Source organism: Pseudomonas sp. 2822-15 (assembly GCF_002742515.1).
Taxonomy (GTDB): Bacteria; Pseudomonadota; Gammaproteobacteria; order Pseudomonadales; family Pseudomonadaceae; genus Aquipseudomonas; species Aquipseudomonas salomonii.
The window spans coordinates 122,282-147,426 of record NZ_LJRY01000156.1 but is presented as its reverse complement, the minus strand read 5'-3'; the positions used below and the strand labels follow the sequence as shown (position 1 = coordinate 147,426).

Here is a 25,145-nt window from a genome sequence, read left to right as displayed (position 1 = left end):
GGTAGGGCGCGCAGATCACTCTGCACGAGCTTTATGACAGGTAGGCATACGCCTGGAAGATGAGGGCCCATGCCGGTCCGATAGCGGCTGGCCGACGGCTGTTGTTGTGGCGGGCTGTTTGCCTGAAAGGCCCGTAGATCAAGCGCGGGCGGGGCAAGGTGTTTCTTGGAGGTTATGGGGCGACTCGCCAGTCATCATTTGGCTGACGTCTTGATTCAAGCAGCACCGTCGCCAGCTCGCAAGGCGCCAAGCTGGTTTTTTGCCATCACCGGCCGAACGGTCGTCAGACCTGTCGGATTTCTTCGTCGGTCAGTTCCCGATATTCGCCCTGCGCAAGGGTGGCATCCAGCACCAAAGGCCCCATCCGCTCACGGTGCAGGCCGATTACCTTGTTATTAAAATGCCCGAACATGCGCTTCACCTGGTGGTAGCGGCCTTCGATGATGCTCAGGCGTGCGGTCCTTGGGCCGAGTAGCTCAAGGTCGGCGGGTTGGGTGGTGAGGTCTTCGAAGGCGAAATACAGGCCCGCAGCAAAGGTCACTGCATACTCAGGACCAATGTCCTGCTCGGTTTCAACGAGGTAAACCTTGGGCAGTTTGGTCTGGGGTTGGGTCAGGCGCCGCGACCACTGGCCGTCGTTGGTGATCAGCATCAGCCCGGTGGTGTTGAAATCCAGACGGCCGGCGATATGCAGCTCGCTCTTGTCCGGTTCATCCAGCAGATCAAGGACCGTGGGGTGCACCGGGTCGGCGGTAGCGCTCACACAGCCTTGGGGTTTGTGCAGCATGAAATAACGCGCCGGTTTGCCGGCTTGCAGTACCTCGTCATCGACACACACGCGGCTGAATGCTCGCACGTCATGGTGCGGTTCGCTGACGGCCACGCCATCGACCGTCACCCGTCGCTCAACCAGCAGCACACGCACTTGCTTACGATTGAAACGCGGCAGGTTGCTGAGGAAACGATCAACGCGCATTACGGCTGTTCAGCCCCACGCAATTGCGCATCTACCTGCGCACAGCGTGGGCACAGGCAGGCCTTATTGCGCAGTTCATCGGGCAGCGCTTCGAGCACCGCCGGGTCGATGGTGACGCTGTAGCACCAACAGGCTTGGTCGGCGGTACGCGGGTCGGCCAGAGTGCAGTCGTTGCGGGCACCGCAGGCGGGGCAAAGGGTGGGTGTGGTCATGTCGGTTCGGGCTGTATCGCTCAATTCCCTGCACGATACAGCGCCGCCGTGCTATTGCAAGCTGCGCAAGTAACCGCGCCAGCCGCCGAAATGGCTGATGTCCACGGCGCCCGTCAAGCCGTAGGGCTCGCAGATGAAGCCGGTTTCCCAGCGTCCGTCGGCCAGTTGCACTTTGCCCAAACCCAACGGCGCAGGGATGCCGGTGAGGAAGGAGCCGAGTTCGCGGCTCGGCAGCTCCCACATTTCCACCTCGATGGCCACGCCGCCTTCGCTTACCCGCAGCATGCCGGGGCGATAGGGCGGCCCACCAGCCAGCGCGAACAGTTGATAGTCGGCCGAGCTGTGGGTGCGCTCCAGCAAGCGCGCACCTCGCCGCACTAATTGGCCGTTAAGCGCCAGCCCTTGCAGGTGCGCGCCGCACACCACCAGCCGCGTCAGGTCATGACTGGCGCTGCCGACCGGCACAGGCAGCGACGTATCGTGCTGGCGCTGCAACGCATCCGCCACGCCCAACAGGTATTGGTCGGTAAATGCCCGGCCAAACAGCGTCACGCCCCAAGGCAAACCGTTGCGCATAAAGCCGCAGGGCACGGCGACGGCGGCGTAGTCCAGCAGGTTCATGAAGTTGGTGTAGTAGCCCAGTTCGGCATTGCGCAGCACCGGTTCGGCGCGCAGTTCTTCCAGCGTCACCGGGCGGCCGATGGTGGGCGTCAGTACGCAGTCGAGGCCTTCGAGCAAGCCATCGCACTGGGCTTTCAAGGCTTGCAGGCGGTACTGGGCGCGAAAGGTCTCCACGCCGTTCACCGCAGGCGCCTTGGCCAGCACCGCACGAATCACCGGCAGCACGGCCTCGGGATTTTGCTCCATCAGTTCGCCGGCCACGCTGTAGCGTTCGGCCACCCACGGCCCTTCGTAGAGCAGGCGCGCGGCTTCAAGGAACGGCGACAGGTCCAAAGTTACCGGCTCACCACCCAGCGCCGTCAAGCGGTCGATGGCCTGCGCAAACAGCTGTGGGCCTTGCTCGCAGCCGAAATACTCCAGGTCCTGCTCGCGCGGCACGCCAAAGCGAAATGCGCGGGGTGCGCCAAACGCCGACGCATCATTCCACGCCGGGTTTGCTCGGCTGTACGCATCCAACGGATCGAGCCTGGCGGTCAACGCCAGTAACTGGCTGGCCTCGCGCGCAGTGCGGGTAAAGGTGGTGACGCAATCCAGCGTGCGGCACGCCGGCACCACGCCCGCTGTGGAGATCAAGCCTTTGCTCGCCTTGAGCCCCACCAGGTTATTCAGCGCCGCCGGCACTCGCCCGGAACCTGCGGTGTCGGTGCCCAGGGCAAAACTTGCGACACCCAAAGCGACGGCCAGCGACGACCCGGCACTGGAGCCGCCCGACGGATACTCCGGCAACACGCTGTTGGGGCACGCGCCATACGGCGAGCGGCTGCCATTGAGGCCGGTGGCGAACTGGTCGAGGTTGGTCTTGCCCACTGGTACCGCGCCCAGGGCGATCAACTGCTCGACAATGCTCGCGCTGCGTTGCGGCACATAGGCGAACGTCGGGCACGCGGCGGTGGTGGGAATGCCGGCTAAATCTATGTTGTCCTTGATCGCAAACGGCACGCCGAACAACGGCAATTGGGCTGGGTCGCGCGCGTCCAATGCGGCCAGGTAGGGCTCCAGTTCCGCCTCGGTCAGCAGGTGAATAAACAGGTGATAGTCGGGGTTCAAATGCGTGGCTTTTTCGCGCAGTTGCCGCAGCACGTCACGGGGTGTGGTGTCGCCGCTCAGGTAGGCATTGCGCAGGTTGTCCAATTGCAGGTTCATGGCTTGTCCGCCTTTAGAAATAGAAGAGTCAGTCACGTTCGAGCACCACCACCCGTTGCCCGGCGCCGATGCCGCTGCCGGGTTGCACGGGGATCTCGCGCACGGTGCCGGCGAACGGCGCCACTACCGGGATTTCCATTTTCATCGACTCCAGAATCACCAGCACATCACCGGCCGACACCTGCTCACCCATCCCCACCTGGACTTGCCAGAGGTTACCCGCGATAGGGCTGTCGACACTGATTTGGTTGGCCTGCAACGGCGTGTCTGCACCTGTTGGTGCTGCGAGTTCTTCACTGTCGAAATGCGCCTGGCCGCTGGCGATCCAGCGCTCACGCTCGGCATTGAAGGCGTGCTGCTGATGCTCACGAAACGCGCCAATGCTTGCGGCTTCGCGCGCGAGGAAATCCTGATACTGCGCGAGGTTCAACTGGCTGTGCTCGATGCTCAATTCAAATCGGCCCAGCGGAAAATCGCGGCGGATCTGCACCAGCTCATCAGCCGTCACCGGGTAAAAACGGATCTGGTCAAAAAAGCGCAACAACCATGGCTTGCCATCAAACGCGGCGACTTCCCGGTAGCGGTTCCACATCTGCAAGGTGCGCCCCACAAACTGATAACCGCCTGGGCCTTCCATGCCGTACACGCACAGGTAGGCGCCGCCGATGCCCACCGAGTTTTCGGCAGTCCAGGTGCGGGCCGGATTGTATTTGGTGGTCACCAGCCGATGGCGCGGGTCCAGCGGCGTGGCCACCGGGGCGCCGAGGTAGACGTCACCCAGGCCCATCACCAGGTAGCTGGCATCGAACACCGTGTGGCGTACTTCGTCGAGGTTGGCCAGGTCGTTGATGCGGCGAATGAACTCCAGGTTGCTCGGGCACCACGGCGCGTCCTTGCGCACGGTGGTCATGTATTTTTCGATCGCCAGCTGGCACGCCGGGTCGTCCCACGACAGTGGCAAGTGCACGATGCGCGAGGGCACTTGCAGGTTGGGGGTGGCGCACACGGCAGCCCATTGCGTGGTGATCAGCACCAGCAAATCGGCCAGCGGCAGTTGTTCCGGCTGGTAGTGGATTTGCAGGGAGCGGATGCCTGGGGTCAGGTCGATAACGCCCGGCAGGGCGAGAGTTTCCAGGGCTTGCATGAGCGCATGAGCGCGAAAGCGCAGCACCAGGTCCAGCTCGGGGGCGCCGATTTCCAGCAGCAGGTGGGTGTCGCCCGCGAGGCGGGCGATGAGGCGGGTGTCGCCTTCACCCACCTCCAGCACCACAGGCGATCCGATCTTAAGTGGGCCACGGTCAATGTGGGAGCCGGGCTTGCCCGCGATGGCGTCACTGTGGTCTGCCTGAGGTAGTGAGTTGGCTGTATCGCAGGCAAGCCAGCTCCCACATTGATCCCATTTCAGGGCGAGGTCGCGGGCGGTTTTGAGGTTCACGGGTTCGAACCGCAGTTTGTCCCCGGCCTTGAGTTGCCCCAGTTGCCAAAGGTCCGCCTCGATCACCGTCACCGGGCACACAAACCCGCCCAGGCTCGGCCCATCCGGCCCCAGGATCACCGGCATGTCCCCGGTGAAATCCACCGCGCCGATGGCATAGGGGTTGTCATGGATATTCGACGGATGCAGCCCCGCTTCGCCACCGTCCGTGCGCGCCCATAAAGGTTTTGGCCCGATCAGTCGCACGCCGGTGCGGCTGGAGTTAAAGTGCACTTCCCATTGGGTGGCGAAGAAGGTGTCGATGTACTCAGGCTTGAAGTATTCCGGCGCGCCGTGCGGACCATAAATCACCCGGAGCGTGCGCACCGCTGGCAAGGGTTCAGCGATCAATTGTTGCCCGGCCTCGGCGTCTGTCAGTGGCAGCAAATGCAACACATCGCCCGTGCGTAAAGCGCGCCCGGCGTGCCCGCCGAACTGGCCGAGGGTGAAGGTGCTTTTGCTGCCCAGGTAATCTGGCACTTGCAACCCGCCGCGCAGGCACAAGTAGCTGCGCGCACCGGCTCCAGCAATACTGCCAAGGCTCAACGTCGAGCCTGCTTCAACCCGCAACGAGGTGTTCATCGGCACCGGCTGGTCATTCAGCAACAGCGCAATGTCTGCACCCGTGACAGCCACCACCGCCGCGCAATTGAAGCGCAACAGCGGCCCATTCATGGTGATTTCCAGTGCCGCCGCGCCGTCGTCGTTACCCAGCAGGCGATTGCCCAGGCGCAGTGCGCGGCTGTCCATCGGCCCGGACGGCGGCACGCCGACGGCCCAGTAACCGAGGCGGCCAGGATAGTCCTGCACACTGGTTTGGGTGCCGGGGCTGAGTACTTCGAAGGTGCTGGCGCTGTAGACCAGGCCTTCCAGGCAACGCGTCCACGGGCGGCCGTCGGCAAACGGCGTGGCCAGCAGGATCTGGCGCAGGTAGTCGCGGTTGGTTTCCACGCCGTAGAGCTGGCTGTCGCTCAAGGCCTGATGCAGATCCAGACGCGCCTGTTCGCGCGTCGGCGCCCACGTGATGAGTTTGGCGATCATCGGGTCGAAGTACGGCGGGATCTCGCAACCGGCTTGCACCCAGGTGTCGATTCGCAAACCTTCAGCCGTCGGGAAGTCCACTCGGGTCAACAGGCCTGGGCTCGGCTGGAAGTCCTTGCCGGGGTCTTCCGCATACAGCCGCGCCTGAATCGCGTGGCCCTGAGGGCGCAACTTCAATTCGCTCAACGCGGGTAATTCACCCGCTGCCAATTGCACCATCCAGCGCACCAGGTCCACGCCCCAGACCTGTTCGGTGACGCCGTGTTCTACCTGCAGGCGCGTATTCACTTCGAGGAAGTAGAAGCGGCCATCAGCGCTGTCAAAGATGAATTCCACGGTGCCGGCGCTGCGGTAATTAACCGCCTTGGCCAGGCTGATGGCGGCCGTGCACAAGGCCTCGGCCATGCCTTCGGGCAGGTTCGGCGCGGGCGTTTCTTCGAGGACTTTCTGGTTGCGTCGTTGCACGGAACAGTCGCGCACGCCAAGGGCGATGACTTCGCCCAAACCGTCGCCGAACACCTGCACTTCCAGGTGGCGGGCGTGCTCGATGTATTTTTCGATAAACACACCGGCGTCACTGAAGTTGTTTTGCCCCAGGCGTTTGACCGCCTCGAAAGACTCGCTCAACTCGGCGGCACTGCGGCACACACGCATGCCGATGCCACCGCCACCGGCGGTACTTTTGAGCATCACCGGATAGCCCACGGTATGGGCTGCCGGCAACGCGGTATCGAGGCTGTCGAGCAGCTCGGTGCCTTCCAATAAGGGAATTTGATGCTGCTTGGCCAAGGCCCGCGCGGTGTGCTTGAGGCCGAATACGCGCAGCTGTTCCGGCGTGGGGCCGACGAAGGCAATGCCCGCATTTTCACAGGCCTGGGCAAAGGCGGCGTTTTCCGAGAGAAAGCCATAGCCAGGATGAATCGCCTTGGCGCCACAGGCCTTGGCGGTGGCGAGGATTTTTTCCACTGCCAGATAGGTCGCCGCCGCCGCGCCTTCGCCGAGGCTGTAGGCTTCGTCGGCTTGCTGGATATGCAGGCTGGCTGCGTCGGCTTCCGCATACACGGCGATGCCTTTGACCTGCAGATCGCGCAAGGTGCGCAGGATGCGGCAGGCGATGGCGCCACGGTTGGCGATCAAGAGTTTTTCGAACATGGCAAAACCCTGCGGGCCGTCCCGCAAAGTGAGGGAGCACTGCGGTCGTCCGCAGTGCATGGGGTTAGTGTGGGAGCCGGGCTTGCCCGCGATGGCGGTAGGGCAGTCAGCTTATCGGTTGGCTGATGGACCGCTATCGCAGGCAAGCCAGCTCCCACAGTTGATCGCTAGGGTTTTCGGATGCATTGCCCGGCTCGGGCTTGGCACAGGGCGAAGAGCCAACGGCGCAGGTGTTTTATTTTCAGTTCCATACCCATAACTCCGCAGGGGTCGGGTTGTAGCCATTGCATGGGTTGTTCAGTTGCGGGCAGTTGGAGATCAGTACGATCACGTCCATCTCTGCGCGCAGGTCGACGTACTTGCCGGGCGCGGAAATGCCGTCTTCAAAGGTCAGCCCGCCGTCGGCGGTCACCGGTACGTTCATGAAGAAATTGATGTTCGGCCCGATGTCGCCTTTGCCCAGCCGACCGTCGTGGGCGCAGGCGCGCAGGTAGTTATCGCGGCAGCTGTGCATGTAGCGTTTTTCCAGGGCGTAGCGCACCGTGTTGCTCTCCTGGGCACAGGCGCCGCCGAGGGTGTCATGGCGCCCGCAGGTGTCGTCGACGATGGTCAGCATCGGCTGGCCGAGGTTGGAATACAGCACGCTGCCGGTGCTCAGGTACACACGGTTTTGCCGCCGCAGGGTGCGTTGCACGTCGTAGCGCTCCTTGGGGTTTTTGCGGCTGTAGAACAGCGTGTCGACGGCCTGGTTGCCCTCCAGGTCGAGGATGCGCAGGGTCTGCCCGGCGCTGACTTCCATCAGCCATGGCTCGCCGGCGGGAATGGTGGCGCGGTACACGGCCGCCTCGGGTTGTTTCAGTGCAGTAGGCATGGCAGCTCCTCAGGCGAACAGGCGGTCGGTGTTGATAAAGCCGCGCTCGTTTTCCGGGCGCGACGTGCGGCAGTGTTCGGCGACGCTGGAATCGGCGTTCATCCAACTGAGTTTCAGCGGTTGCGGCGCGTAGTTCGGGTTGGGGTCCATCGGGTGTTGCAGTGCGGTCAGCACCACCAGCGTGTCCATCGGCGCGTAGAGTTCGATGTAGTCACCCGCCCTGGAATTGCCCGGCACAAAATGCAGGCCGCCGCCTTCGTCGACGCTGACGCGGCTGAACAGGTTGAGGGTCATCAACAGGTCGGAAAGCCCCAGCCCCCACTTGCCCAGCTCCACCAGCAGGTTGTCGGTGCCGTTGCGCAAGAAGCCGTTGCGCAGCTCCTGATAACGGCCCTGGCCGTACTTTTCAGCGACCTCGGCGGCGCACAGCACGCCGCCGATGCTGTCACTCCAGCCGCAGGTGTCGGCGGTGATGGCGGCCAGCACGCGGCCCATGTCCGAGTACAGGCAGTGGCCGCGGGTGAGTTTGGCGGTGTGTTGGCATTTGAGGCTGTCGGGCAGGTTCAGGCGCTCGGTTTTTTCGTTGGCATTGAGCAGGGTCAGGCTGACGTTGGCACCGCCGCGAATATCCGTGAGGCGCAGCAGTTGGCCGCGCTTGAGCACAAAGGAGCGGTGGCCGCCGCCGGGTAGCATTTCTTCGGCGAAGGGTGGGAACAGTTCAATGGAATCGGTCATTTGCAAGTCGCTCCAAGTTCGGCGGCCAGCGCTTTGCGGCGCTCGCTGTTCAAAGGGATGTCGTAGGTGATGCGCGCGCCATAGGCGCCGGGGGCCTGGGGGTCGACGCGGACTTTGTCGAACACCAGCAAGCGTGTGCCGAGGCTGAAGCCTTCGCTGAGGTCGTGGGTGACCATGAACACCGTCAGCCGGGTTTCGCGCCACAGCGCCAGCAACAGCTGATGCATGTCTTTGCGAATGCCCGGGTCGAGGGCGCCGAAGGGTTCGTCCAGCAGCAACACGCGGGGTTTCATGATCAGGGCCTGGGCGATGGCCAGGCGTTGCTGCATGCCGCCGGAGAGCTGCGCCGGGTATTTGTCCAGTGCGTGGCCGAGGCCGACTTTTTGCAGCAGGGCGGCGGCCTGTTCCCGTGCCTCTTGTTTGGCTTTGCCGAACAGCCGACCCAGCAGGCGTGAGCGCGGCAGTTCCAGGCCCAGGGCAACGTTGTCCAGCACCGTCAGATGCGGGAACACCGAATAACGCTGGAACACCACGCCACGGCTGGCATCCGGCTCGCCGGCAAGGGGTTGGCCGTCCAGCAGGATCTGGCCTTTGCTCGCGGTTTCCTGGCCCAGCAGCAGGCGCAGGAAGGTCGATTTGCCGCAACCGGAGGTGCCCACCAGGGTGCAAAATTCACCCTCATTGACGTGCAGGTTGAGCCCTTCGAGCACCACCTGGTCGCCATAGCGCTGCCACACATGGTTGACGCTGATAAAGCTCATGCGCGCGCTCCTTCGTACCAGGGGAAGGCACGCCGCGTGAGGGTTTTGAGGCCCCAGTCCATCAGCCAGGCGAGCAGGGTGATCCACACCACGTAGGGCAGGATCACGTCCATCGCCAGGTAGCGGCGCACCAGGAAGATCCGGTAGCCGAGGCCGTCGGTGGAGGCGATGGCTTCGGCGGCGATCAGGAACAACCACGCCGAGCCGAGCATCAGCCGCAGCGAGATCAGCAGGCGTGGCAGCAATTGCGGCAGCACCACGCGCAGCATCAAGGTCCAGGTGGACGCGCCGAGGGTCTGCGCTTTCACCAGCAGCTCGACGGGGATTTCCCGCGCGCGTTGCTCCAGGTCACGCGCCAGCGCCGGGGTGATACCGATGACGATCAGCATCACCTTGGACAGTTCGCCCAGGCCAAACACGATGAACAGAATCGGCAATATCGCCAAAGGTGGCACCATCGACAGCACCGTGAGCAGGGGCGACAACGGCGCGCCAAACAGCGGCAGCGTACCGGCGGCAATCCCCAGACACAGGCCGGCGAGGGCGCTGATGCCTAAGCCGATCGCCAGGCGGCGCAGGCTGGAGGCGCTGTCTTGCCACAGCACATATTCACCGGTACGCGTATCGGCGCTGAACGCCAGGCGTTTCACCGCGTCGCCCATTTGCGCGGCGCTGGGCAGCAGTTTGTCGTTGGGGTTATCCGCCAGGCGCTCGGCCGAGCCTACAAAGTAGGCGAACAGCAGCAGGGCGAAGGGCAGCAGCACCAACAGCAGGCGGCTGGAGCGTTCCGGGTGACGGTTGATCAGGCGCATGGCCGGGTCCTCTTACAGCGTGCCGTCGGCGGCCATCTGCACGTAGCTGGGGTCGAAATGCAGCTTGAGGTTGGCGGTGTCGCCGCTGGTCACGCCCTTGGCGAAGCTCATGCCCACGGCGCTGGCGTCCTTGGCGCCTTCGCCGAGCAGGCCGTGTTCAAACGAGAACTCGGCGACCTTGCGCAGGGTGGCGGGCAATTGCGCGCTGGTGGCGAACGCCAGGGCTTCCTTGGGCGTGGCGAACAGCTTGGTGGTGTCCAGTTGCGCCTGGAACCCCTTGAGGTCGGTGCCGGAAGCCTTGGCCATATGTTCAAGCGCTTCGGTGCTGGCCGCGTTTTTGGCGTTCATCAGCGCAACCACTTCAAACCACGCGCCGGTCAGCGCTTTGCCCAGGGCCGGGTTGTCTTTAAGGGTTTGGGTGTTGACCACCATCATGTCCATGATTTCGCCGGGCACTTTGCTGGAGTCGAACACCTGGGTGACGCCCGGCTTGGCCTTGATCTCGGAGAGCATCGGGTTCCAGGTGGTCACGGCTTGCACCTGGTCGGTGTTGAAGGCGGCGGCGATGTCGGCGTCGGAGGTGTTGACCACTTTGAGGTCTTTTTCTGTGAGGTCGGCCGACTCCAGGGCGCGGGCCAGCAGGTAGTGGGACACCGAGAGTTCCACCAGGTTGACGTTCATGCCCTTGAGGTCGGCCACGGTCTTGCCGGTGCCCTTGATCACTACGCCATCGTTGCCGTTGGAGAAGTCGCTGACCACCAGCGCGGTGCTGTCCACACCACCGGCGGCGGGAATGGTCAGGGCGTCCATGTTGGTCATGGTGCAGCCGTCGAACTGGCCGGCGGTGTATTGGTTGATGGATTCGACATAGTCATTGAGCTGCACCATGTCGATCTTGATGCCGTACTTGCTGGCCCACTTGTCGAGGATGCCTTGGCTGCCGGCGTATTCCCACGGCATCCAGCCGGCATAGATCGTCCAGCACACACTGAAGTGGTCTTTGGCAGCAGCTTGGGTTTGAAAGCTCAGCACGGCGGCAAGGGCGGCGGCGAGCAGGGCGGGTAAACGGATTGCGGGCATGGGGCTTCTCCAGTTGAACATGGGCGAGCAGGAGCAACGCGGCACCGCGAACGGTGGCTTGTCTCCCGGGCTTTTATCCCGCCGTGTAACCTCAACTGGAGGTCGCCAACTCTCGGACCAGCCACTCGCCTTTCAAGCGAGCCGGAACCCTAGTCGGCCATTGCAAATTGTGGTGCCGCGAACCTGTGATGAATCCTGCACGGGAGAGGCAAAGCGAGAGTCGTGCCAACTGGGCCAGAGGCCCGGTTTACGGCCGGGCGTGGCGGGGAAGAGGGGTGTGCGTGCGCCACTCGGGTGCGTTGGCGCACTGCAATGAGGCGGTTACAACTGGAACTTGCTGACCAGCACGTTGAATGAGGTGGCCAGGCGCGACAGGTCCTGGCTGGAGGCGTTGGTCTGGTTGGCACCGGCAGCGGTCTGGGTGGACAGGTCCTGAATGTTGAGCAGGTTGCGATCCACTTCGCGGGCCACTTGGGCCTGCTCCTCGGAAGCCGAGGCGATCACCAGGTTGCGTTCGTTGATCTTCGCCACGCTGGCGGTAATGCGTTCCAGGGCTTCGCCGGCGTTTTGCGCCAGGGTTTGGGTGTTGTTGGCCCAGGTCAGGCTTTTGTTCATGGCGGCCACGGCGTCATCGGCGCCGACCTGCACTTCGCCGATCATTTTTTCGATATCGACGGTGGAGGTCTGGGTGCGATGGGCCAGCGCGCGGACTTCATCGGCCACCACCGCAAAACCACGGCCTTGCTCACCCGCGCGTGCGGCTTCGATGGCGGCGTTAAGGGCCAGCAGGTTGGTCTGGTCGGCGATACCGCGGATCACGTCGATCACCTTGCCGATCTCGCGCACCTGGCCGGCCAGGTCGGCCACCGATTGTGTCGAATCGTTGATCTCGATTACCATCGAACTCATGCCGGACACGGCCTGCGCTACCTGCTCACGGCCTTCCTCCGCTTCGGTGGTGGCCTGGCGCGAGGCTTCGGAGGTCGACACCGCATTGCTGGCCACTTCATCCACCGCCGCCGTCATCTGGTTGACGGCAGTGGCGGCTTGCTGGATTTCGTCATTCTGGCGCGTGAGGCCACGGCTGCTTTCGTCGGTGACCGCACTGAGTTCTTCGGCGGCGGAGGCGAGCTGATCGGCGGCGTTGGCGATTTCCACCAGCGTGCTTTTCAGCCCGCCCTGCATGTCGGCCAATGCCATCAACAATTTTCCGGCTTCGTCGGTACGGTCGGTGATGATGGCTTGGGTCAGGTCACCCTTGGCAATGCGTTGGGCGCTCTCGACGGCCTGGGCGATAGGGCGGGTGATCAGGCGGGTGATCAGCACGCCAATGATGAGGGCGATGATGAAGGCCAGCACGATGCCGCTGATCATCCAGGTCAAGGCGCTGCTGCGCAGGTCGGCGGCGGCGGCGGCGCCTTCCTGGATCTGGCGGTTGTTGGAATCGATAATCACACGGATCAGCTCGCGCGCCTGACGGAACAGCTCATTGTTGGTGCTGTTGAGCTGAGCGCGCGCCTGCTCGAGCTGGCCGCCGTTCATCATCGCGACGATGCGCTCGGAGTTGCTGATGTAGGTGGGCCAGATCTGGTCGAGCTTGTCACCGGCTGCCCGTTCGTCGTCTGCCAGCGGCGTGGCGCGGTAGGTGGCGTAGGCGCTCTGGCTGCGTTTGAGTTCGTTGGCGATGTCCTGGGTCACGCGGTCGCGGTCCTGGGCGGAGACGTCGCCCTTGCTGGCGTCCAGCAAACGGTACAGACCACGGTTGTGGGCGACCAGACCATTGAGCGTACTTGCCGTGCTGCTGACGGAAACCAGGTTGTTGGAGAACGTGAGTTCCAATGCGCTGGAAAGGCGCACGACGCTTTTGATGCCCAGCAGGCCAACCCCGAGGGTGACCAGCGCGCACAGTAGGAATGAAAGCAGCAGCTTGGTTGAAATTTTCATGACTCTAATCCGGCGATATTGGCGAGGGGCGCACGATAGAGCCTCCCTGGCTATGTGCAATGTCATAGTGACATCATCGCAATCGACAAGGTTCCGGGCCAGCAAAATTTACTGAATCGATAAAGTAACTTGATAGTTACCGGGATGCGCAACGGATTGTATCGACCGCCTACGTTCATGTATCAAGTTATTACCAAAACGCACCAGATCTGGTTTTCGATGTCCGATACTGTGTCATTCGGCGAAAGTCGGGTGCCGCCCTCCCGCGTCGCTGGAGGTGCTCTTCCGCGGTCCAGGAGGCCGCCATGTATCGACGACTGCTGCTCAGCGCTTTACTCGGTCTTACCCTTTCTGCCTGTGTGCCCTACTACGATGGAGGCGGTAGCTACTATCGATCCGAGGTCTACACCGCGCCGGCGCCGGCGTATTACTACGGCGGTGGCACGTACTATTCGGCGCCACGTTATTACGCACCGGCTCCGCGCTATTACGCCCCCGCACCGCGTTACTACTCGGCGCCGCGTTATTACCAAGCGTCCCCGCGCTACTACCCCTCGGGCCCAAGGGGCGGTTACCGGCCTTATCCGAACCAGGGTTGGGGCGATCACGGCGGCAGAGGCGGGCACGGTCGGGGTGGCGATCATGGAGGTGGCCGCGGCGGTCACCGCTGACAGGCCTTGAATGCAAACGGCGCAGGAAGCGCCGTTTTTTGTGGGCGACACTTTTCAGTAATCGGACAAATCCGCCAGCGGATGCCGGCCTTCCCACACCTTGTTGAAATGCGCCTGCACCACCGCGTCCGGGATCGTGTTGATATCCGGCCAATGCCAGTGGGGTGTCTGGTCTTTGTCGATCAAGCGCGCCCGCACGCCTTCGGCAAACTCCGGGTAACGGCAGCAATTGAGACTCAGGGTGTATTCCATCTGGAACACCTCGGCCAACGACAGGTGCCGCGCCCGCTGGATCTGCTCCCACACCAGGTGCGCGGTCAGCGGGCAACCGTCACTCAGGTTTTTGCCGGCGCGGCTGAACAGCGGGTCGGCATGCTCGCGTAACGGGTTCAAGGCACGCCAGGCACAGCGCACATCCCCCACATCCAGCCATTCGTCGATCTGCGCACGGCGCGGCAGCCATTGTGCTTCGGGTAGCTGGCCGACGGCTTCCTGGGCGAGCGCCTTGAGCAGGCTGTTGAGCTGCATTGCGGTTTGTTCCTGCCAGTTCAGTTGCAGCAGGCCATCTATCAACGCTTCCTGCTGGTCATCGCGCAGGAAACGGTCGGCCAGGCCCAGGTCCAACGCATCACGGCCGTTGATATGGGCGCCGGTGAGGCCAAGAAATAACCCCAGCTTGCCCGGCAACCGCGACAGGAACCAACTGGCCCCCACATCCGGGTACAAGCCGATGCTGATCTCGGGCATGGCCAGGCGGCTGCTCGGTGTGACGATGCGCACCGAAGCGCTTTGCAACAGGCCCATGCCACCGCCGAGCACATAGCCGTGCCCCCAGCAGATCAGCGGTTTGGGGTAGGTGTGCAGGCGGTAGTCGAGGCGGTACTCAGCGGCGAAGAACTGCGCGGCCAGGGCGGGCACGACGCCGGGCTGTTCACGGCAGGCCAGGGCGAGGCTGCGGACTTCTCCACCGGCGCAAAAGGCTTTGGGTCCATTGCCGCGCAGCAGCACACACACGATATTAGGGTCTTTGGCCCAGGCTTCCAGGCGTTCGCTCAGGGCCAGGATCATGGGCAGGGACAGCGCGTTGAGGGATTTTTCCGCGTCCAGGCTGGCGATGCCGAGGCGGGCACCGTCGCTGCCGGTCAGCTCTTCGAAGTGCAGGTTCATTGTGACCTCAATCGAGACAGTGAGAGATCAGTATGATCGCTCCGTGGGAAAGTGCCGATGATGTGTCAGATCAATTGACAAGCGGGGTCGGCTTTCCTAGGGTTCGCCCATTCTTTTTTTACACGATGAACAAACCATGACCGAAGGCGACCGTATCAAACTCGAACCCAGCTGGAAACACGCCCTGCGGGAAGAGTTCGACAAGCCCTACATGGCCGAACTGCGCGAGTTCCTGCGCCAGGAACATGCCGCCGGCAAAGAGATCTACCCGCCTGGCCCGCTGATCTTCAACGCGCTCAACTCCACGCCGTTGGACAAGGTCAAGGTGGTGATCCTCGGCCAGGACCCATACCACGGCCCCGGCCAGGCCCATGGCCTGTGCTTCTCGGTACAACCGGGCGTGTCGACGCCGCCGTCGCTGGTCAACATCTATAAAGAGCTCAAGCGCGACCTGAACATCGACATTCCCACCCACGGCTGCCTGCAAAGCTGGGCCGACCAGGGCGTGCTGATGCTCAACACCACCATGACCGTGGAGCGCGCGAATGCCAATGCCCACGCGGGTAAGGGCTGGCAGTTCTTTACCGATCGTGTGATCGAAGTGGTCAGCGAGCACCAGCCGCACCTGGTGTTCCTGTTGTGGGGCGCTCATGCGCAGGGCAAGCAAAAGCTGGTGGATGCGACCAAGCACCTGGTGCTGACGTCGGTGCACCCGTCGCCGTTGTCGGCGTATCGCGGGTTTTTGGGGTGTGGGCACTTCAGCCGTACCAACAAGTTTCTTGAGCAGAATGGCGAGACGCCGATTGAGTGGCGGTTGCCGCCAATCTAAAGGTTAGTCACAACCTAATGTGGGAGCTGGCTTGCCTGCGATGACGGTCTGTCAGCCGATACATTTATTGACTGCACCACCGCTATCGCAGGCAAGCCAGCTCCCACATTGGTGTTTTGTGGAGGCTCAGATTTTTTCCGGCTGGCGGTTCCAGTGCCTGAACAACGGTTCCGCCAGAAACAGCACAAACAACAAACGCATCACCTGCATCGCCGTCACCAAAGGCACCGACAGCTGCAAGGTCTCTGCGGTGAGGCTCATTTCGGCAATGCCGCCTGGCATCATGCCCAGGGTGAGTGAACGCAAATCCAGCTGTGTCAGCGCGCTCAAGCCCACCGCTGCCAATGTCGCAAGTGCCATGGTCAAGGCGGTGCCGATCAAGGTACGGCTTATGAACGACGGCGCACGGCGGAAGAACTGACGGTTGAAGTGGCAGCCCAGGCCGCTGCCGATCAGCCATTGGCCGATCTGGCTGCCGCCGTCCGGCAGGCCGTAATGCAAGTCCCAGACAACACTGGCCGTCGCGCTGACCAACAGTGGCCCGAACAGCCACGGGTTGGGCTGACGCAAACGCTGCCAGCCCCAAGCCACCAGCGCGCCGAGCGGGAACAGCAGCGCCAGCCAGCCCCAACTGACTGGGGCCGGGTGAAACTGCGGCGTGCCGCCTTCGAGCAAATACTTGAAGATCGCCGGCACACACAGCACCACCACCAGCACGCGCAGACTCTGGCCCGCTGCGACACGGCTGAGCACTGCGCCATTGCGGGCGCCGAGGTTGACCATCTCACCGGAACCGCCCGGCATGCTGGAGAAGAACGCGGTGGCGCGGTCTTCACCGCTGCGGCGCATCAACCACACGCCGACCACGCTCGACAGGCTGGTGATTAACGCACCGAAAAAAATCAGGCCGAAGTGGCTCATCACCTGCTCGATCACCACCGGCGTGAAGTGCAGCCCGATGCCGATGCCCACCACCCATTGGCCGCATTTGCGCCCGCCGGGAATCTCCGCAAGCTGCCACGGCGTGAGGCAGCGCACCAGGATAATCGCCAGCAACGAGCCGACCATGTACGGCAAAGGCCAGCCGATGAGGCTGGCCAGGTAACCGCCGGCCAGGCCGACCAGCGGTGTTGCCCACCATTGTTTAAAGGTGACCTCAGACATCGGCCAGGGCGCGACGCTGTTGGGCACGTTTACGCCAGATACGCAGCAGCGGCACGAACAACATGATTGCTGTCAGTACCCACACGCCAAAGGTGATCGGGCTGGACCAGAGGATCTCTAGCGCGCCGTTGGAGATCGACAGCGCGCGGCGCAGGTTCTGCTCCATCAGGCCACCGAGGATAAAGCCCAGCAGCACTGGCGACAGCGGGAAGTCGAGCTTGCGCAGGATGTAACCGAAGATGCCGATGCCGACCATCAGGAACAGGTCGAAGGTGGTGGCGTGAACCGCGTACACACCGATGGCGGTGATGATGGCGATGACCGGCACCAGCGCCCAGTTCGGCACGGCGAGGATGCGCGTGAAGATGCGGATCATCGGGATGTTGAGGATCACCAGCATGATGTTGGCGACAAACAACGACGCGATCAGGCCCCAGACAATGTCCGGCTGTTGTTGGAACAGCAGCGGGCCAGGGGTGATGTTGTACAGCGACAGCGCGCCGATCATCACTGCCGTGGTGCCCGAACCTGGGACGCCGAGGGTCAGCATCGGCACCAGGGCGCCGCAGGCGGACGCACCGATGGCGGTTTCCGGCGCCGCAAGGCCGCGCATGTCGCCCTGGCCGAATTTGCCGCTGGCACCGGCCAGGCGTTTCTCGGTCATATAGGCAACGGCCGAAGCGAGGGTCGCACCGGCACCCGGCAGCACGCCCATGATGAAACCGAGCAAGCCGCAGCGGATGTTAACTACAAAAACCGCACCGGCTTCCTTCAGATTGAACATCATCCGCCCGGTGGCTTTTACCGCTTCCTGGCCACGGTGGGTTTTTTCCAGCAGCAGCAGGATTTCGCTGATGGAGAACAGGCCCAGTACCAACACCACAAACTGGATGCCGTCGGTGAGGTGAATGTTGTCGCCGGTAAAACGGTATACGCCGCTGTTGGCATCGATGCCGACGGCAGACAGGAAAAGACCGATCAGCGCCGCAACAAATGTCTTCAGCGGTTTGTCACCGGCCATGCCGCCCAGACAGACAATCGCGAACACCATCAGTACGAAATATTCCGCCGGGCCGAAGGCAATCGCCCATTTGGCCAGCAACGGCGCAAACAACACCATGCCGCAGGTGGCGATAAACGCGCCGATGAACGAACTCCACGCCGACAGCGACAACGCCACACCGGCCAGGCCTTTGCGGGCCATCGGGTAACCGTCGAGGGTGGTCATTACGGTAGACGCTTCGCCCGGGATGTTGAGCAGGATCGAGCTGATACGGCCGCCGTATTCGCAGCCCAGGTACACGGCCGCGAGCAGGATCAGCGCCGATTCCGGCGGCAGGCCCAAGGCGAACGCGATGGGGATCAACAAGGCCACGCCGTTGATCGGGCCCAGGCCCGGCAACAGGCCGACCACGGTGCCGATCAAGGTGCCGCACAGCGCGGTCACCAGGTTGTAAGGGGTCAGTGCAACGCCGAAGCCCTGGCCCAAATAGCTGAACGTATCCATATCAGTTCTCCAGAACTTCAAGCAGGCCGAGGGGCAGCGGTACATCCATGGCCTTGTCGAACAGCAAGTACAGGCCGATAGCCATGAGGGTGACGATCACTGCGCTGGGCAACCAGCGGCCGCCATACAGGCGTGCCATCGGAATGCCGATCAGCATGCTGCTGAGGATGAAACCCAAGGGCTCGAAAGTGCCGGCGAACACGATCAGCAGCGCGACGCAGATACTGATCTTGATCAGGGTTTCGCGGTCCAGCGCCGGTTCTTCGTCAGTGTGCTTGGTTGGCTGTGGGCGAAAGATCATGTAGATCAGCCCCAGGCTCATCAGGCCGAGCATCAGCAGCGGGTAGGCGCGTGGGCCGACCGGCTCGTAGGAAAACGCCGCCTGATACGGCCAGGCCATCAGTGCCAGGCCGGCGCAGACCAGCAGCATCACCGAGGCGAAAATGCGTTGTAAGAGCATGTGGAACTCCTGGGCCGCGCCGCCCGTTAAAGCGGGCGCGGCCGTGCAAAAGAGGGGCGGTTACTGGATCAGGCCGAACTCTTTGGCCAGCACTTTGTAGTCAGCCACCTGTTTCTTCACGTAGGTGTCCAGCTCCGGGCCGGTCATGGCGAACGGGAACAGCTCGCGCTGGTCACGCAGCTTGGCGAACTCTTCGGAGGCCAGCAGTTTGTCGAATGCTTCTTTCCACCAGGCGTAGTCGGCATCGCTGACTTTTGGCCCGAGGTAGAAACCGCGGACCACTGGCCAGACGATGTCGTAGCCTTGCTCTTTGGCGGTCGGGATATTCTTCATTTCCGGCTCGTCCAGGCGCTCTTCAGCGAACACGGCGAGCAGGCGCATGTCACCGCTGAGGATGTGCGGCATGGAGTCGGAGATGTCGGTACTGCCCACCTGGATATGGCCACCGAGCAGGGCCGTGGCGATTTCACCGCCGCCTTCGAGGGCGACGTAACGCAGCTCGCGAGGGTTGATGCCGGCGGCCTTGGCAATCAGGGCGGTTTGCATCCAGTCCTGGCTGCCAACCGTGCCGCCGGAACCGATTACCACGCTGCCCGGATCTTTCTTCAGGGCTTTGACGAGATCGTCGAGGGTCTTGTAGGGCGAATCGCTTTTCACCGCGATGGCACCGTAGCTGGTGCCGACCGCTGCCAACCAACGCACGGCGCTTTCATCAAAACGCCCGAACTTGCCCTGGGCCAGGTTCAACAGCGAACCGCTGGACCAGGCCACCAGTGTGCCGCCGTCCGCTGGGCGCTGGGCGACCACCGCGTTATAGGCCACCGCGCCCACGCCGCCGGGCATGTAGGTGACGCGCATCGGTTTGCTCAACAGCTTCTCGTTGACCAACGCGCTTTGCGCCAGTTTGCAGGTCAGGTCAAAACCACCGCCGGGCGAGGCCGGGGCGATGCATTCCGGGCGCTTGGGTTCATCAGCGGCCAGCAGTTGGCCGGCGAACAGCATGCAGCCGGCGGCGAGGGCCAATTTACGCAGTGAATAGGTCATTTTTAACTCCGTCTTTGTTGTTATGGGGTACGACTACCAAAGAGCCAGGCTGTAACTCACCAGCACGCGCACTTCATCCGCATCACGGGCCGAGTAGTTGGAGCGGTAAGTGGCGTTACGCAGGCGAAACGCGACATCCTTGAACGTGCCGCTTTGCACGATGTAGCGGATCTCGCTGTTGCGTTCCCACTCCTTGCCGGTCTCACCGTTCTTGAGTTTGATGTTGTCACCTGACAGGTAACGGCTCATGAAGCTCAGGCCGGGAATACCCAGCTTGGCGAAATCGTAGTCGTAGCGCACTTGCCAGGAGCGTTCTTCGGCGCCGGCAAAGTCGTTGATTTGTACGAAGTTGACCAGGTACGGGTCGGCGCCATCCACATAGGGAAAGGCGCTGTCGCCGGACATGTGCTGGTAACCGGCGCTGAGCTTATGGCCATTGAGGGCATAGCTGAACAGGCCGTTGAGGGATGTGTTGTCGATCTTGCCGCCATGGGCCGCGCCCGTGTCATCACTGATGGCCAGGCGCAAGTCGGTGCCGAAGGTGCCTGGGCCGAGCGGGCGCGAGGCAACCAGGCCGAGGAAGTGCTGGCGGTACACGTCATCGAGTTGGGCGAAGTGGTAGCTGCCGGTGATCTTGTCGGCAAACTTGTAATCCACGCCGCCGAAGTTGAAGTGCTTGCCGGTAGCGCCGCTGACGAAACGGCTGTTCTTGTTGTTGAGGGCGATTTCTTCGTAGTCGGTGGAATCGCGGTCTTTGGCTTTATCCAGGCGGCCGCCGGTAAACACCAGGTTTTTGAATTCTTTGGAGGTCAGCAAGCCACCGTTGAAGGTCTGCGGCAGGATGCGGCCGTCGTTGGGTTTGAGGATCGGCAGTTCGGGGATCAGCGCGCCGATCTTGAGTTCGGTGGCGGAGATCTTCACTTTGCCGGTCAGGCCGAGCTTGGAGTAGTCGTCGACAGCGCGGCCGTTATCGGTGGGCAGCAAGCCAGAACCTGTGCGGTCGGGGCTGGAGTCGAGCTTGACTCCAAGCATGCCCAGTGCGTCCACGCCAAAGCCGACGGTGCCGTCGGTGTAGCCCGACTGCAGATTGAGCATGAAGCCCTGGGCCCATTCATCGCGCTTGGATTGTTGTGCGCTGGTGCCGTCGCGAAAGTCGCGGTTGAAGTACATGTTGCGAGTTTCCAGCGTAGCGCTACTGTCTTCGAAGAAGGCAGCCTGGCTAAGCGGCGAAAAGCCGGCAAGGGCGGTGGCACTGGCAAGGGCGGTCTTGGCAAGACGGGAAAAACGCACAGGCGGGCAAGCCTGGGGCTGGGTCGACAGCATTGTGGTGTACTCCGTTATTGTTCTTATTTTGGCGAAAACGCTTCGAGGCGTTTTTCGGGCGCTACGGATCAGGTAGCTCAGCGGGCATTAGCCACCGTTGCTGGATGCTAAAGGGCGAAGCTTTCACTAACCTTTCAGTTGTCTTTCAATGTTTTCGGGCTTCACAGGGCAGGCGGCGCCTGTAAACTGCCCGCCAAAGCGTGGCGTCGACCATGCCAGAACGAGGTGAAAATCCATGCGCGTCCTCTTGGTTGAAGACCATCTGCAACTCGCCGAAAGTGTTGCCCAAGCGCTCAAGAGCACGGGTTTGACCGTCGACGTGTTGCACGACGGCGTGGCCGCGGACCTGGCCCTGAGCAGCGAGGAATACGCGGTGGTGATCCTCGATGTGGGGCTGCCGCGCATGGACGGTTTTGAGGTGCTGGCGCGACTGCGGGCGCGTGGAAAAAATCTGCCCGTGTTGATGTTGACGGCGCGCAGTGATGTAAAAGACCGTGTGCATGGCCTGAACCTGGGCGCTGATGACTACCTGGCCAAGCCCTTTGAGTTGACCGAGCTGGAAGCGCGGGTCAAGGCGTTGCTGCGCCGTAGTGTGCTGGGCGGCGAGCGTCAGCAGGCGTGCGGCGTGCTGGTCTACGACCTGGATACCCGGCGTTTCACTGTGGGCGGCGAGCTGATGACGCTGACCTCCCGCGAGCAGGCGGTGCTTGAGGCGCTGATCGCCCGGCCCGGCCGCGTGATGAGCAAGGAGCAATTGGCCTCGCAAGTGTTCGGCCTGGATGAGGAAGCCAGCCCCGACGCGATTGAAATCTACGTGCACCGCCTGCGCAAGAAGCTCGACGGCCAGCCCATCGCGATCGTGACCTTCCGTGGCCTTGGCTACCTGCTGGAAGCCCGCGATGCATAAGCCCAGCAGCCTGCGCTGGCGGCTATTGTGGAACCTGGCGCTGTTGCTGGTGGTGCTGATGCTCGCCAGCGGCATGAGTGCTTACTGGAATGGCCGCGAAGCCGCCGACACCGCCTATGACCGCACCTTGCTCGCCTCGGCGCGTACCATTGCTGCCGGGTTGACCCAGGTGGACGGCACCCTGAGCGCCAACGTGCCCTATGTGGCGCTGGACACGTTCGCCTACGACAGTGCGGGGCGGATCTATTATCAGGTCAATGACATCGACCGAAAATTGATCTCCGGCTACGAGAACCTCCCTGGCCCGCCGCCGGGCACGCCGCGCACCGATGATTACCCGGCGTTGGCGCGCTTCTACAACGCCATGTACCAGGGCCAGCATGTGCGGGTGGTCAGCCTGCTCAAGGCGGTGTCGGAGCCGAACATGAACGGCATGGCGGAAATTCGCGTGGCCGAAACCGACGAAGCGCGCGAAAGCATGGCCCGCAGCCTGATGGCCGACACTTTGCTGCGCCTGGGCATGCTGGCGGTCGGTGCGTTATTGCTGGTGTGGTTTGCCGTGAGCGCGGCGCTGCGCCCGCTGGAGCGCCTGCGCACCGCCGTGGAAGAACGCCAACCCGATGATTTGCGCCCGCTGCCGCTGGTGGAGGTGCAACACGAGTTCGGCCCGTTGGTGCGCTCGCTCAATCACTTCACCGAGCGGCTGCGCGGCCAGTTCGAGCGCCAGGCGCAGTTTATTGCCGACGCCGCCCACGAACTGCGCACTCCGCTGGCGGCGCTCAAGGCCCGGCTTGAGCTGGGCCTGCGCAGCAGCGAGCCGGCGACCTGGCGCAGCACCTTGGAAACCGCCGCTCAAGGTACTGACCGTCTGACCCATTTGGCCAACCAACTGTTATCCCTGGCGCGCATCGAAAACGGCGCCCGGGCGATTGCCGAAGGCGGTGCGCAATTGCTCGATCTCAGCCAACTGGCGCGGGAACTGGGCATGGCCATGGCGCCGCTGGCTCACGCGCGGGGCGTTGCCTTGGCATTGGAGGCGGATGAACCGGTGTGGCTGCGCGGTGAGCCGACCTTGTTGAATGAACTGCTGAGCAATCTGGTGGATAACGCCCTGGCCCACACGCCACCGGGCGGGAACGTGATTCTGCGGGTGACCGCGCCAGCCATCCTTGAAGTTGAAGATGACGGCCCAGGCATCCCGCTGGATGAACGGGATCGGGTCTTCGAACGTTTCTACCGCCGCAGCCAGCAGGGCATGGGCTCAGGCTTGGGGCTGGCGATTGTCGGCGAGATCTGCCGGGCGCACTTGGCCCAGATCAGCCTGCACGATGGTGAGTTGGCGGGGTTGAAGGTGCGGGTGAGTTTTATCGCGGGGTAGTCAATAGAACATCGAGCGCGCTTCATCCAACTCCGCACGCAGCGTCTCGCTGTAGGGGTCGATGCGCAGTTTCTTGAGCGCCGGCAGGCTGGTCACGTCTACGTTCGCCATTGCATGCGCGGTGCCGCGGTGGCAATACAGTGCGGCGATTTGCACCACGTCGATGTAGTCCAGAATCGGGGAGTCGCGCTCCAGGTTCAGGTACTGCCCCGGCAGCTTGGCCAGCATTTCCGGGAAGTCCCACACACCCAGGAGTTTGTCGCCCAGCAACGGGTGGATGCTGTCGATCACATGGTTGAGGCTGACCGGGTCGGCCAGCAGTTCGTAATGGTCTTCGGCGTAGGTGAGGATCGGCAGCACGCCAATCTGATGCACCAGCCCGCCGAGGGCTGCCTGGTCCGGCTTGAGCTGGCTATGGTTACGGCACAAGGCGTAGCTCACACCCGCCACTTCCAGGCTGCGGCGCCACACTTCGCGCATCTTCAGTTCGACGACTTCGGAGCGGGCGTGGAAGATCTGTTCCATGACCAGGCCGATGGCCAGGTTGCTGCTGTAGTTGGTGCCCAGCCGCGTGATGGCGGTATGCAGGTCGGTGACTTCCTGGGTGGCACGCAGCAGCGGGCTGTTGACCACTTTGATCAGGCGCGCCGACAGGGCGGTATCGCGACTGATCACTTTGCTCAAGTGGCTGATGCTGATATCCGGGTCTTCGGCGGCCTGACGAATGTTCAAGGCCACTTCCGGTAATGTCGGCAGAACCAGGTCATCGTTGTCGATGGCCTTCACCAAAGCCTGTTGGACTTTTTCCGCCAGCTTGTTCATTCATGCTCTCTAGGGTGTTGCAAAAGGGTACGGCGATTAACGCTGGATCTCTTTATCGCGATCCAGTTGGTACGGCAAGTCGAGCAGGTTGAGGCCCGGGCCTTCCAGGCTGCCTACGTGCACATCGCCGTTGTCGGCAGCTTCGGCTTGCAGCACGGCCAGAAGTTCAATTGATTGGTCAGCTTTTGCCGCGATGACGACTTCGCCGATCGCGCTGTTATGGTTGGGCGAGAACAGCGGGGTGCCTGGCTCGGGCAACTGCGCCGCATCGAGGCTCAGGCGATACAGGCGACGCTTGAGTTTGCCCAGGTACTGCATGCGCGCGACGATTTCCTGGCCGGTGTAGCAGCCTTTTTTGAAGCTGACGCCGCCAACGGCTTGCAGGTTGAGCATCTGCGGGATGAACAGCTCGCGGGTCTGTGGCATGACTTGCCCGATGCCGGCGCGGATCTGGCCCAGCAGCCAGGCATTCAAGTCAGCTTGTTGCAGTTGGCTGGCCAATTGTTGGCCTACTGTTTCGGCGTGCTCGGCAGGCACCCAGAGTTCGGCGCGATTCACGGAGACACGAATGGCAATCAATGTGTCGGTGCGCACCACGCTGTCGGTGTCGGCCGGCAGCTCAAGGCCGAAGGTGGCCAGGGTTTGATCCGCATTCGACAGGCCAAAGCGTGCCCAGGCAGCGCTTTCGTCGGTGAGTTTGGATTTGGAGAACACCGCGTATTTTTTCAGGTCTGCCAGTTGCGGTTCGAGCAGCTCGGTGGCCATCGCCAGCAATACGCCGTCACCTTGCAGCAGGATGCGAAAACTCGACTGCATGCGGCCTTTTTGCGTACAACGCGCGCCGAGGCTGGCCTGGGTGTCGCTCAGGTAATTGAGGTTGCAGGTCAGTTGCCCTTGCAGGAACTTGGCAGCGTCGGAGCCGCGGACGGCGAGGACGCCTTCATGTGTCAGGGGGCAGAAAAATGCAGAGTCGGCCATGGGTCTTCGCAGG

At 62.6% G+C, this 25,145-nt stretch carries 22 protein-coding genes and 1 riboswitch; of the genes, 4 read left to right on the top strand and 18 right to left on the bottom strand.

Annotation, left to right across the window (positions count from 1 at the left end):
• Positions 1–283 precede the first annotated feature (283 nt).
• The 10 genes from AOA59_RS02325 to AOA59_RS02280 all read right to left on the bottom strand — a co-directional run bounded on the left by AOA59_RS02325 (position 284) and on the right by AOA59_RS02280 (position 12,882).
• Entirely contained in the window at positions 284–976 is a 693-nt protein-coding gene (locus AOA59_RS02325) for a pseudouridine synthase (RefSeq protein WP_065929096.1), read from the bottom strand.
• On the bottom strand, positions 976–1,188 hold the full coding sequence (locus AOA59_RS02320; protein ID WP_017137305.1) for a cysteine-rich CWC family protein: 213 nt from the start codon (positions 1,186–1,188) through the stop codon (positions 976–978). The genes AOA59_RS02325 and AOA59_RS02320 overlap by 1 nt, the downstream gene beginning before the upstream one ends.
• Before the next feature lie 51 nt (positions 1,189–1,239).
• Complete coding sequence (gene atzF, locus AOA59_RS02315) at positions 1,240–3,012, bottom strand: allophanate hydrolase (RefSeq protein WP_099485726.1); 1,773 nt, start codon at positions 3,010–3,012, stop codon at positions 1,240–1,242.
• A gap of 28 nt (positions 3,013–3,040) precedes the next feature.
• Complete coding sequence (uca, locus tag AOA59_RS02310; RefSeq protein ID WP_099485724.1) at positions 3,041–6,679, bottom strand: urea carboxylase; 3,639 nt, start codon at positions 6,677–6,679, stop codon at positions 3,041–3,043.
• Between the two features lie 241 nt (positions 6,680–6,920).
• Positions 6,921–7,550, bottom strand: a complete 630-nt coding sequence (locus AOA59_RS02305; protein WP_099485722.1) for an urea amidolyase associated protein UAAP2 — start codon at positions 7,548–7,550, stop codon at positions 6,921–6,923.
• A 9-nt stretch (positions 7,551–7,559) separates the two neighbouring features.
• Entirely contained in the window at positions 7,560–8,285 is a 726-nt protein-coding gene (locus AOA59_RS02300) for an urea amidolyase associated protein UAAP1 (protein ID WP_056857391.1), read from the bottom strand.
• Positions 8,282–9,046, bottom strand: a complete 765-nt coding sequence (locus AOA59_RS02295; protein WP_099485721.1) for an ABC transporter ATP-binding protein — start codon at positions 9,044–9,046, stop codon at positions 8,282–8,284. The genes AOA59_RS02300 and AOA59_RS02295 overlap by 4 nt, the downstream gene beginning before the upstream one ends.
• Positions 9,043–9,858: an ABC transporter permease gene (locus tag AOA59_RS02290; protein WP_099485719.1), complete on the bottom strand. Its 816-nt coding sequence runs from the start codon at positions 9,856–9,858 to the stop codon at positions 9,043–9,045. Before AOA59_RS02290 ends, AOA59_RS02295 begins: the two co-directional genes overlap by 4 nt.
• Positions 9,859–9,870: 12 nt before the next feature.
• Complete coding sequence (locus AOA59_RS02285; RefSeq protein ID WP_099485718.1) at positions 9,871–10,938, bottom strand: putative urea ABC transporter substrate-binding protein; 1,068 nt, start codon at positions 10,936–10,938, stop codon at positions 9,871–9,873.
• A gap of 60 nt (positions 10,939–10,998) precedes the next feature.
• A riboswitch (guanidine-I (ykkC/yxkD leader) is annotated at positions 10,999–11,102 on the bottom strand.
• 157 nt (positions 11,103–11,259) lie between these two features.
• A complete protein-coding gene (locus AOA59_RS02280) occupies positions 11,260–12,882 on the bottom strand; it encodes a methyl-accepting chemotaxis protein (RefSeq protein WP_099485716.1) in 1,623 nt (540 codons plus the stop codon).
• A gap of 305 nt (positions 12,883–13,187) precedes the next feature.
• Between AOA59_RS02280 and AOA59_RS02275 the strand changes: the two genes are divergently transcribed.
• Positions 13,188–13,553, top strand: coding sequence for a hypothetical protein (locus AOA59_RS02275; RefSeq protein WP_099485714.1), 366 nt, complete (start codon positions 13,188–13,190; stop codon positions 13,551–13,553).
• Positions 13,554–13,607: 54 nt separating this feature from the next.
• On the opposite strand, the gene AOA59_RS02270 is transcribed toward AOA59_RS02275, so the two are convergent.
• Positions 13,608–14,720, bottom strand: coding sequence for an enoyl-CoA hydratase/isomerase family protein (locus AOA59_RS02270; RefSeq protein ID WP_099485712.1), 1,113 nt, complete (start codon positions 14,718–14,720; stop codon positions 13,608–13,610).
• A gap of 136 nt (positions 14,721–14,856) precedes the next feature.
• On the opposite strand from AOA59_RS02270, the gene ung reads away from it, so the two are divergent.
• The gene (gene ung / locus AOA59_RS02265) at positions 14,857–15,549 is read left to right on the top strand and encodes a uracil-DNA glycosylase (RefSeq protein WP_099485710.1); all 693 of its coding nucleotides are present in this window, start codon (positions 14,857–14,859) and stop codon (positions 15,547–15,549) included.
• Positions 15,550–15,675: 126 nt separating this feature from the next.
• Here ung and AOA59_RS02260 read toward each other — a convergent pair whose 3' ends face one another.
• The 5 genes from AOA59_RS02260 to AOA59_RS02240 are packed head-to-tail and all read right to left on the bottom strand — an operon-like array spanning position 15,676 to position 21,047.
• Complete coding sequence (locus AOA59_RS02260) at positions 15,676–16,713, bottom strand: AbrB family transcriptional regulator (RefSeq protein WP_065929287.1); 1,038 nt, start codon at positions 16,711–16,713, stop codon at positions 15,676–15,678.
• On the bottom strand, positions 16,706–18,220 hold the full coding sequence (locus AOA59_RS02255; RefSeq protein WP_065929105.1) for a tripartite tricarboxylate transporter permease: 1,515 nt from the start codon (positions 18,218–18,220) through the stop codon (positions 16,706–16,708). The genes AOA59_RS02260 and AOA59_RS02255 overlap by 8 nt, the downstream gene beginning before the upstream one ends.
• Before the next feature lies 1 nt (position 18,221).
• The gene (locus AOA59_RS02250) at positions 18,222–18,680 is read right to left on the bottom strand and encodes a tripartite tricarboxylate transporter TctB family protein (protein WP_099485709.1); all 459 of its coding nucleotides are present in this window, start codon (positions 18,678–18,680) and stop codon (positions 18,222–18,224) included.
• Positions 18,681–18,740: 60 nt separating this feature from the next.
• Positions 18,741–19,724 (bottom strand): tripartite tricarboxylate transporter substrate binding protein, encoded by a 984-nt coding sequence (locus AOA59_RS02245; RefSeq protein ID WP_017137320.1) that lies wholly within the window; start codon positions 19,722–19,724, stop codon positions 18,741–18,743.
• Between the two features lie 33 nt (positions 19,725–19,757).
• Positions 19,758–21,047, bottom strand: a complete 1,290-nt coding sequence (locus AOA59_RS02240) for an OprD family porin (RefSeq protein WP_099485707.1) — start codon at positions 21,045–21,047, stop codon at positions 19,758–19,760.
• A 235-nt stretch (positions 21,048–21,282) separates the two neighbouring features.
• On the opposite strand from AOA59_RS02240, the gene AOA59_RS02235 reads away from it, so the two are divergent.
• Both AOA59_RS02235 and AOA59_RS02230 read left to right on the top strand, forming a co-directional pair.
• On the top strand, positions 21,283–21,954 hold the full coding sequence (locus AOA59_RS02235) for a response regulator (protein WP_017137322.1): 672 nt from the start codon (positions 21,283–21,285) through the stop codon (positions 21,952–21,954).
• Positions 21,947–23,332 carry a sensor histidine kinase gene (locus AOA59_RS02230; RefSeq protein ID WP_099485705.1) on the top strand — a complete coding sequence of 462 codons (1,386 nt, stop codon included), beginning with the start codon at positions 21,947–21,949 and terminating at the stop codon, positions 23,330–23,332. Before AOA59_RS02235 ends, AOA59_RS02230 begins: the two co-directional genes overlap by 8 nt.
• Here AOA59_RS02230 and AOA59_RS02225 read toward each other — a convergent pair whose 3' ends face one another.
• Complete coding sequence (locus tag AOA59_RS02225; protein WP_099485704.1) at positions 23,333–24,154, bottom strand: HDOD domain-containing protein; 822 nt, start codon at positions 24,152–24,154, stop codon at positions 23,333–23,335.
• A 36-nt stretch (positions 24,155–24,190) separates the two neighbouring features.
• Entirely contained in the window at positions 24,191–25,132 is a 942-nt protein-coding gene (locus AOA59_RS02220) for a folate-binding protein YgfZ (protein WP_099485702.1), read from the bottom strand.
• Positions 25,133–25,145 lie beyond the last annotated feature (13 nt).

Excerpts from the sequence above, each read along its gene's own strand:
- AOA59_RS02325 (WP_065929096.1), bottom strand. The coding sequence starts at position 976 with ATGCGCGTTGATCGTTTCCTCAGCAACCTGCCGCGTTTCAATCGTAAG.
- AOA59_RS02320 (WP_017137305.1), bottom strand. The coding sequence starts at position 1,188 with ATGACCACACCCACCCTTTGCCCCGCCTGCGGTGCCCGCAACGACTGC.
- atzF (WP_099485726.1), bottom strand. The coding sequence starts at position 3,012 with ATGAACCTGCAATTGGACAACCTGCGCAATGCCTACCTGAGCGGCGAC.
- uca (WP_099485724.1), bottom strand. The coding sequence starts at position 6,679 with ATGTTCGAAAAACTCTTGATCGCCAACCGTGGCGCCATCGCCTGCCGC.
- AOA59_RS02305 (WP_099485722.1), bottom strand. The coding sequence starts at position 7,550 with ATGCCTACTGCACTGAAACAACCCGAGGCGGCCGTGTACCGCGCCACC.
- AOA59_RS02300 (WP_056857391.1), bottom strand. The coding sequence starts at position 8,285 with ATGACCGATTCCATTGAACTGTTCCCACCCTTCGCCGAAGAAATGCTA.
- AOA59_RS02295 (WP_099485721.1), bottom strand. The coding sequence starts at position 9,046 with ATGAGCTTTATCAGCGTCAACCATGTGTGGCAGCGCTATGGCGACCAG.
- AOA59_RS02290 (WP_099485719.1), bottom strand. The coding sequence starts at position 9,858 with ATGCGCCTGATCAACCGTCACCCGGAACGCTCCAGCCGCCTGCTGTTG.
- AOA59_RS02285 (WP_099485718.1), bottom strand. The coding sequence starts at position 10,938 with ATGCCCGCAATCCGTTTACCCGCCCTGCTCGCCGCCGCCCTTGCCGCC.
- AOA59_RS02280 (WP_099485716.1), bottom strand. The coding sequence starts at position 12,882 with ATGAAAATTTCAACCAAGCTGCTGCTTTCATTCCTACTGTGCGCGCTG.
- AOA59_RS02275 (WP_099485714.1), top strand. The coding sequence starts at position 13,188 with ATGTATCGACGACTGCTGCTCAGCGCTTTACTCGGTCTTACCCTTTCT.
- AOA59_RS02270 (WP_099485712.1), bottom strand. The coding sequence starts at position 14,720 with ATGAACCTGCACTTCGAAGAGCTGACCGGCAGCGACGGTGCCCGCCTC.
- ung (WP_099485710.1), top strand. The coding sequence starts at position 14,857 with ATGACCGAAGGCGACCGTATCAAACTCGAACCCAGCTGGAAACACGCC.
- AOA59_RS02260 (WP_065929287.1), bottom strand. The coding sequence starts at position 16,713 with ATGTCTGAGGTCACCTTTAAACAATGGTGGGCAACACCGCTGGTCGGC.
- AOA59_RS02255 (WP_065929105.1), bottom strand. The coding sequence starts at position 18,220 with ATGGATACGTTCAGCTATTTGGGCCAGGGCTTCGGCGTTGCACTGACC.
- AOA59_RS02250 (WP_099485709.1), bottom strand. The coding sequence starts at position 18,680 with ATGCTCTTACAACGCATTTTCGCCTCGGTGATGCTGCTGGTCTGCGCC.
- AOA59_RS02245 (WP_017137320.1), bottom strand. The coding sequence starts at position 19,724 with ATGACCTATTCACTGCGTAAATTGGCCCTCGCCGCCGGCTGCATGCTG.
- AOA59_RS02240 (WP_099485707.1), bottom strand. The coding sequence starts at position 21,047 with ATGCTGTCGACCCAGCCCCAGGCTTGCCCGCCTGTGCGTTTTTCCCGT.
- AOA59_RS02235 (WP_017137322.1), top strand. The coding sequence starts at position 21,283 with ATGCGCGTCCTCTTGGTTGAAGACCATCTGCAACTCGCCGAAAGTGTT.
- AOA59_RS02230 (WP_099485705.1), top strand. The coding sequence starts at position 21,947 with ATGCATAAGCCCAGCAGCCTGCGCTGGCGGCTATTGTGGAACCTGGCG.
- AOA59_RS02225 (WP_099485704.1), bottom strand. The coding sequence starts at position 24,154 with ATGAACAAGCTGGCGGAAAAAGTCCAACAGGCTTTGGTGAAGGCCATC.
- AOA59_RS02220 (WP_099485702.1), bottom strand. The coding sequence starts at position 25,132 with ATGGCCGACTCTGCATTTTTCTGCCCCCTGACACATGAAGGCGTCCTC.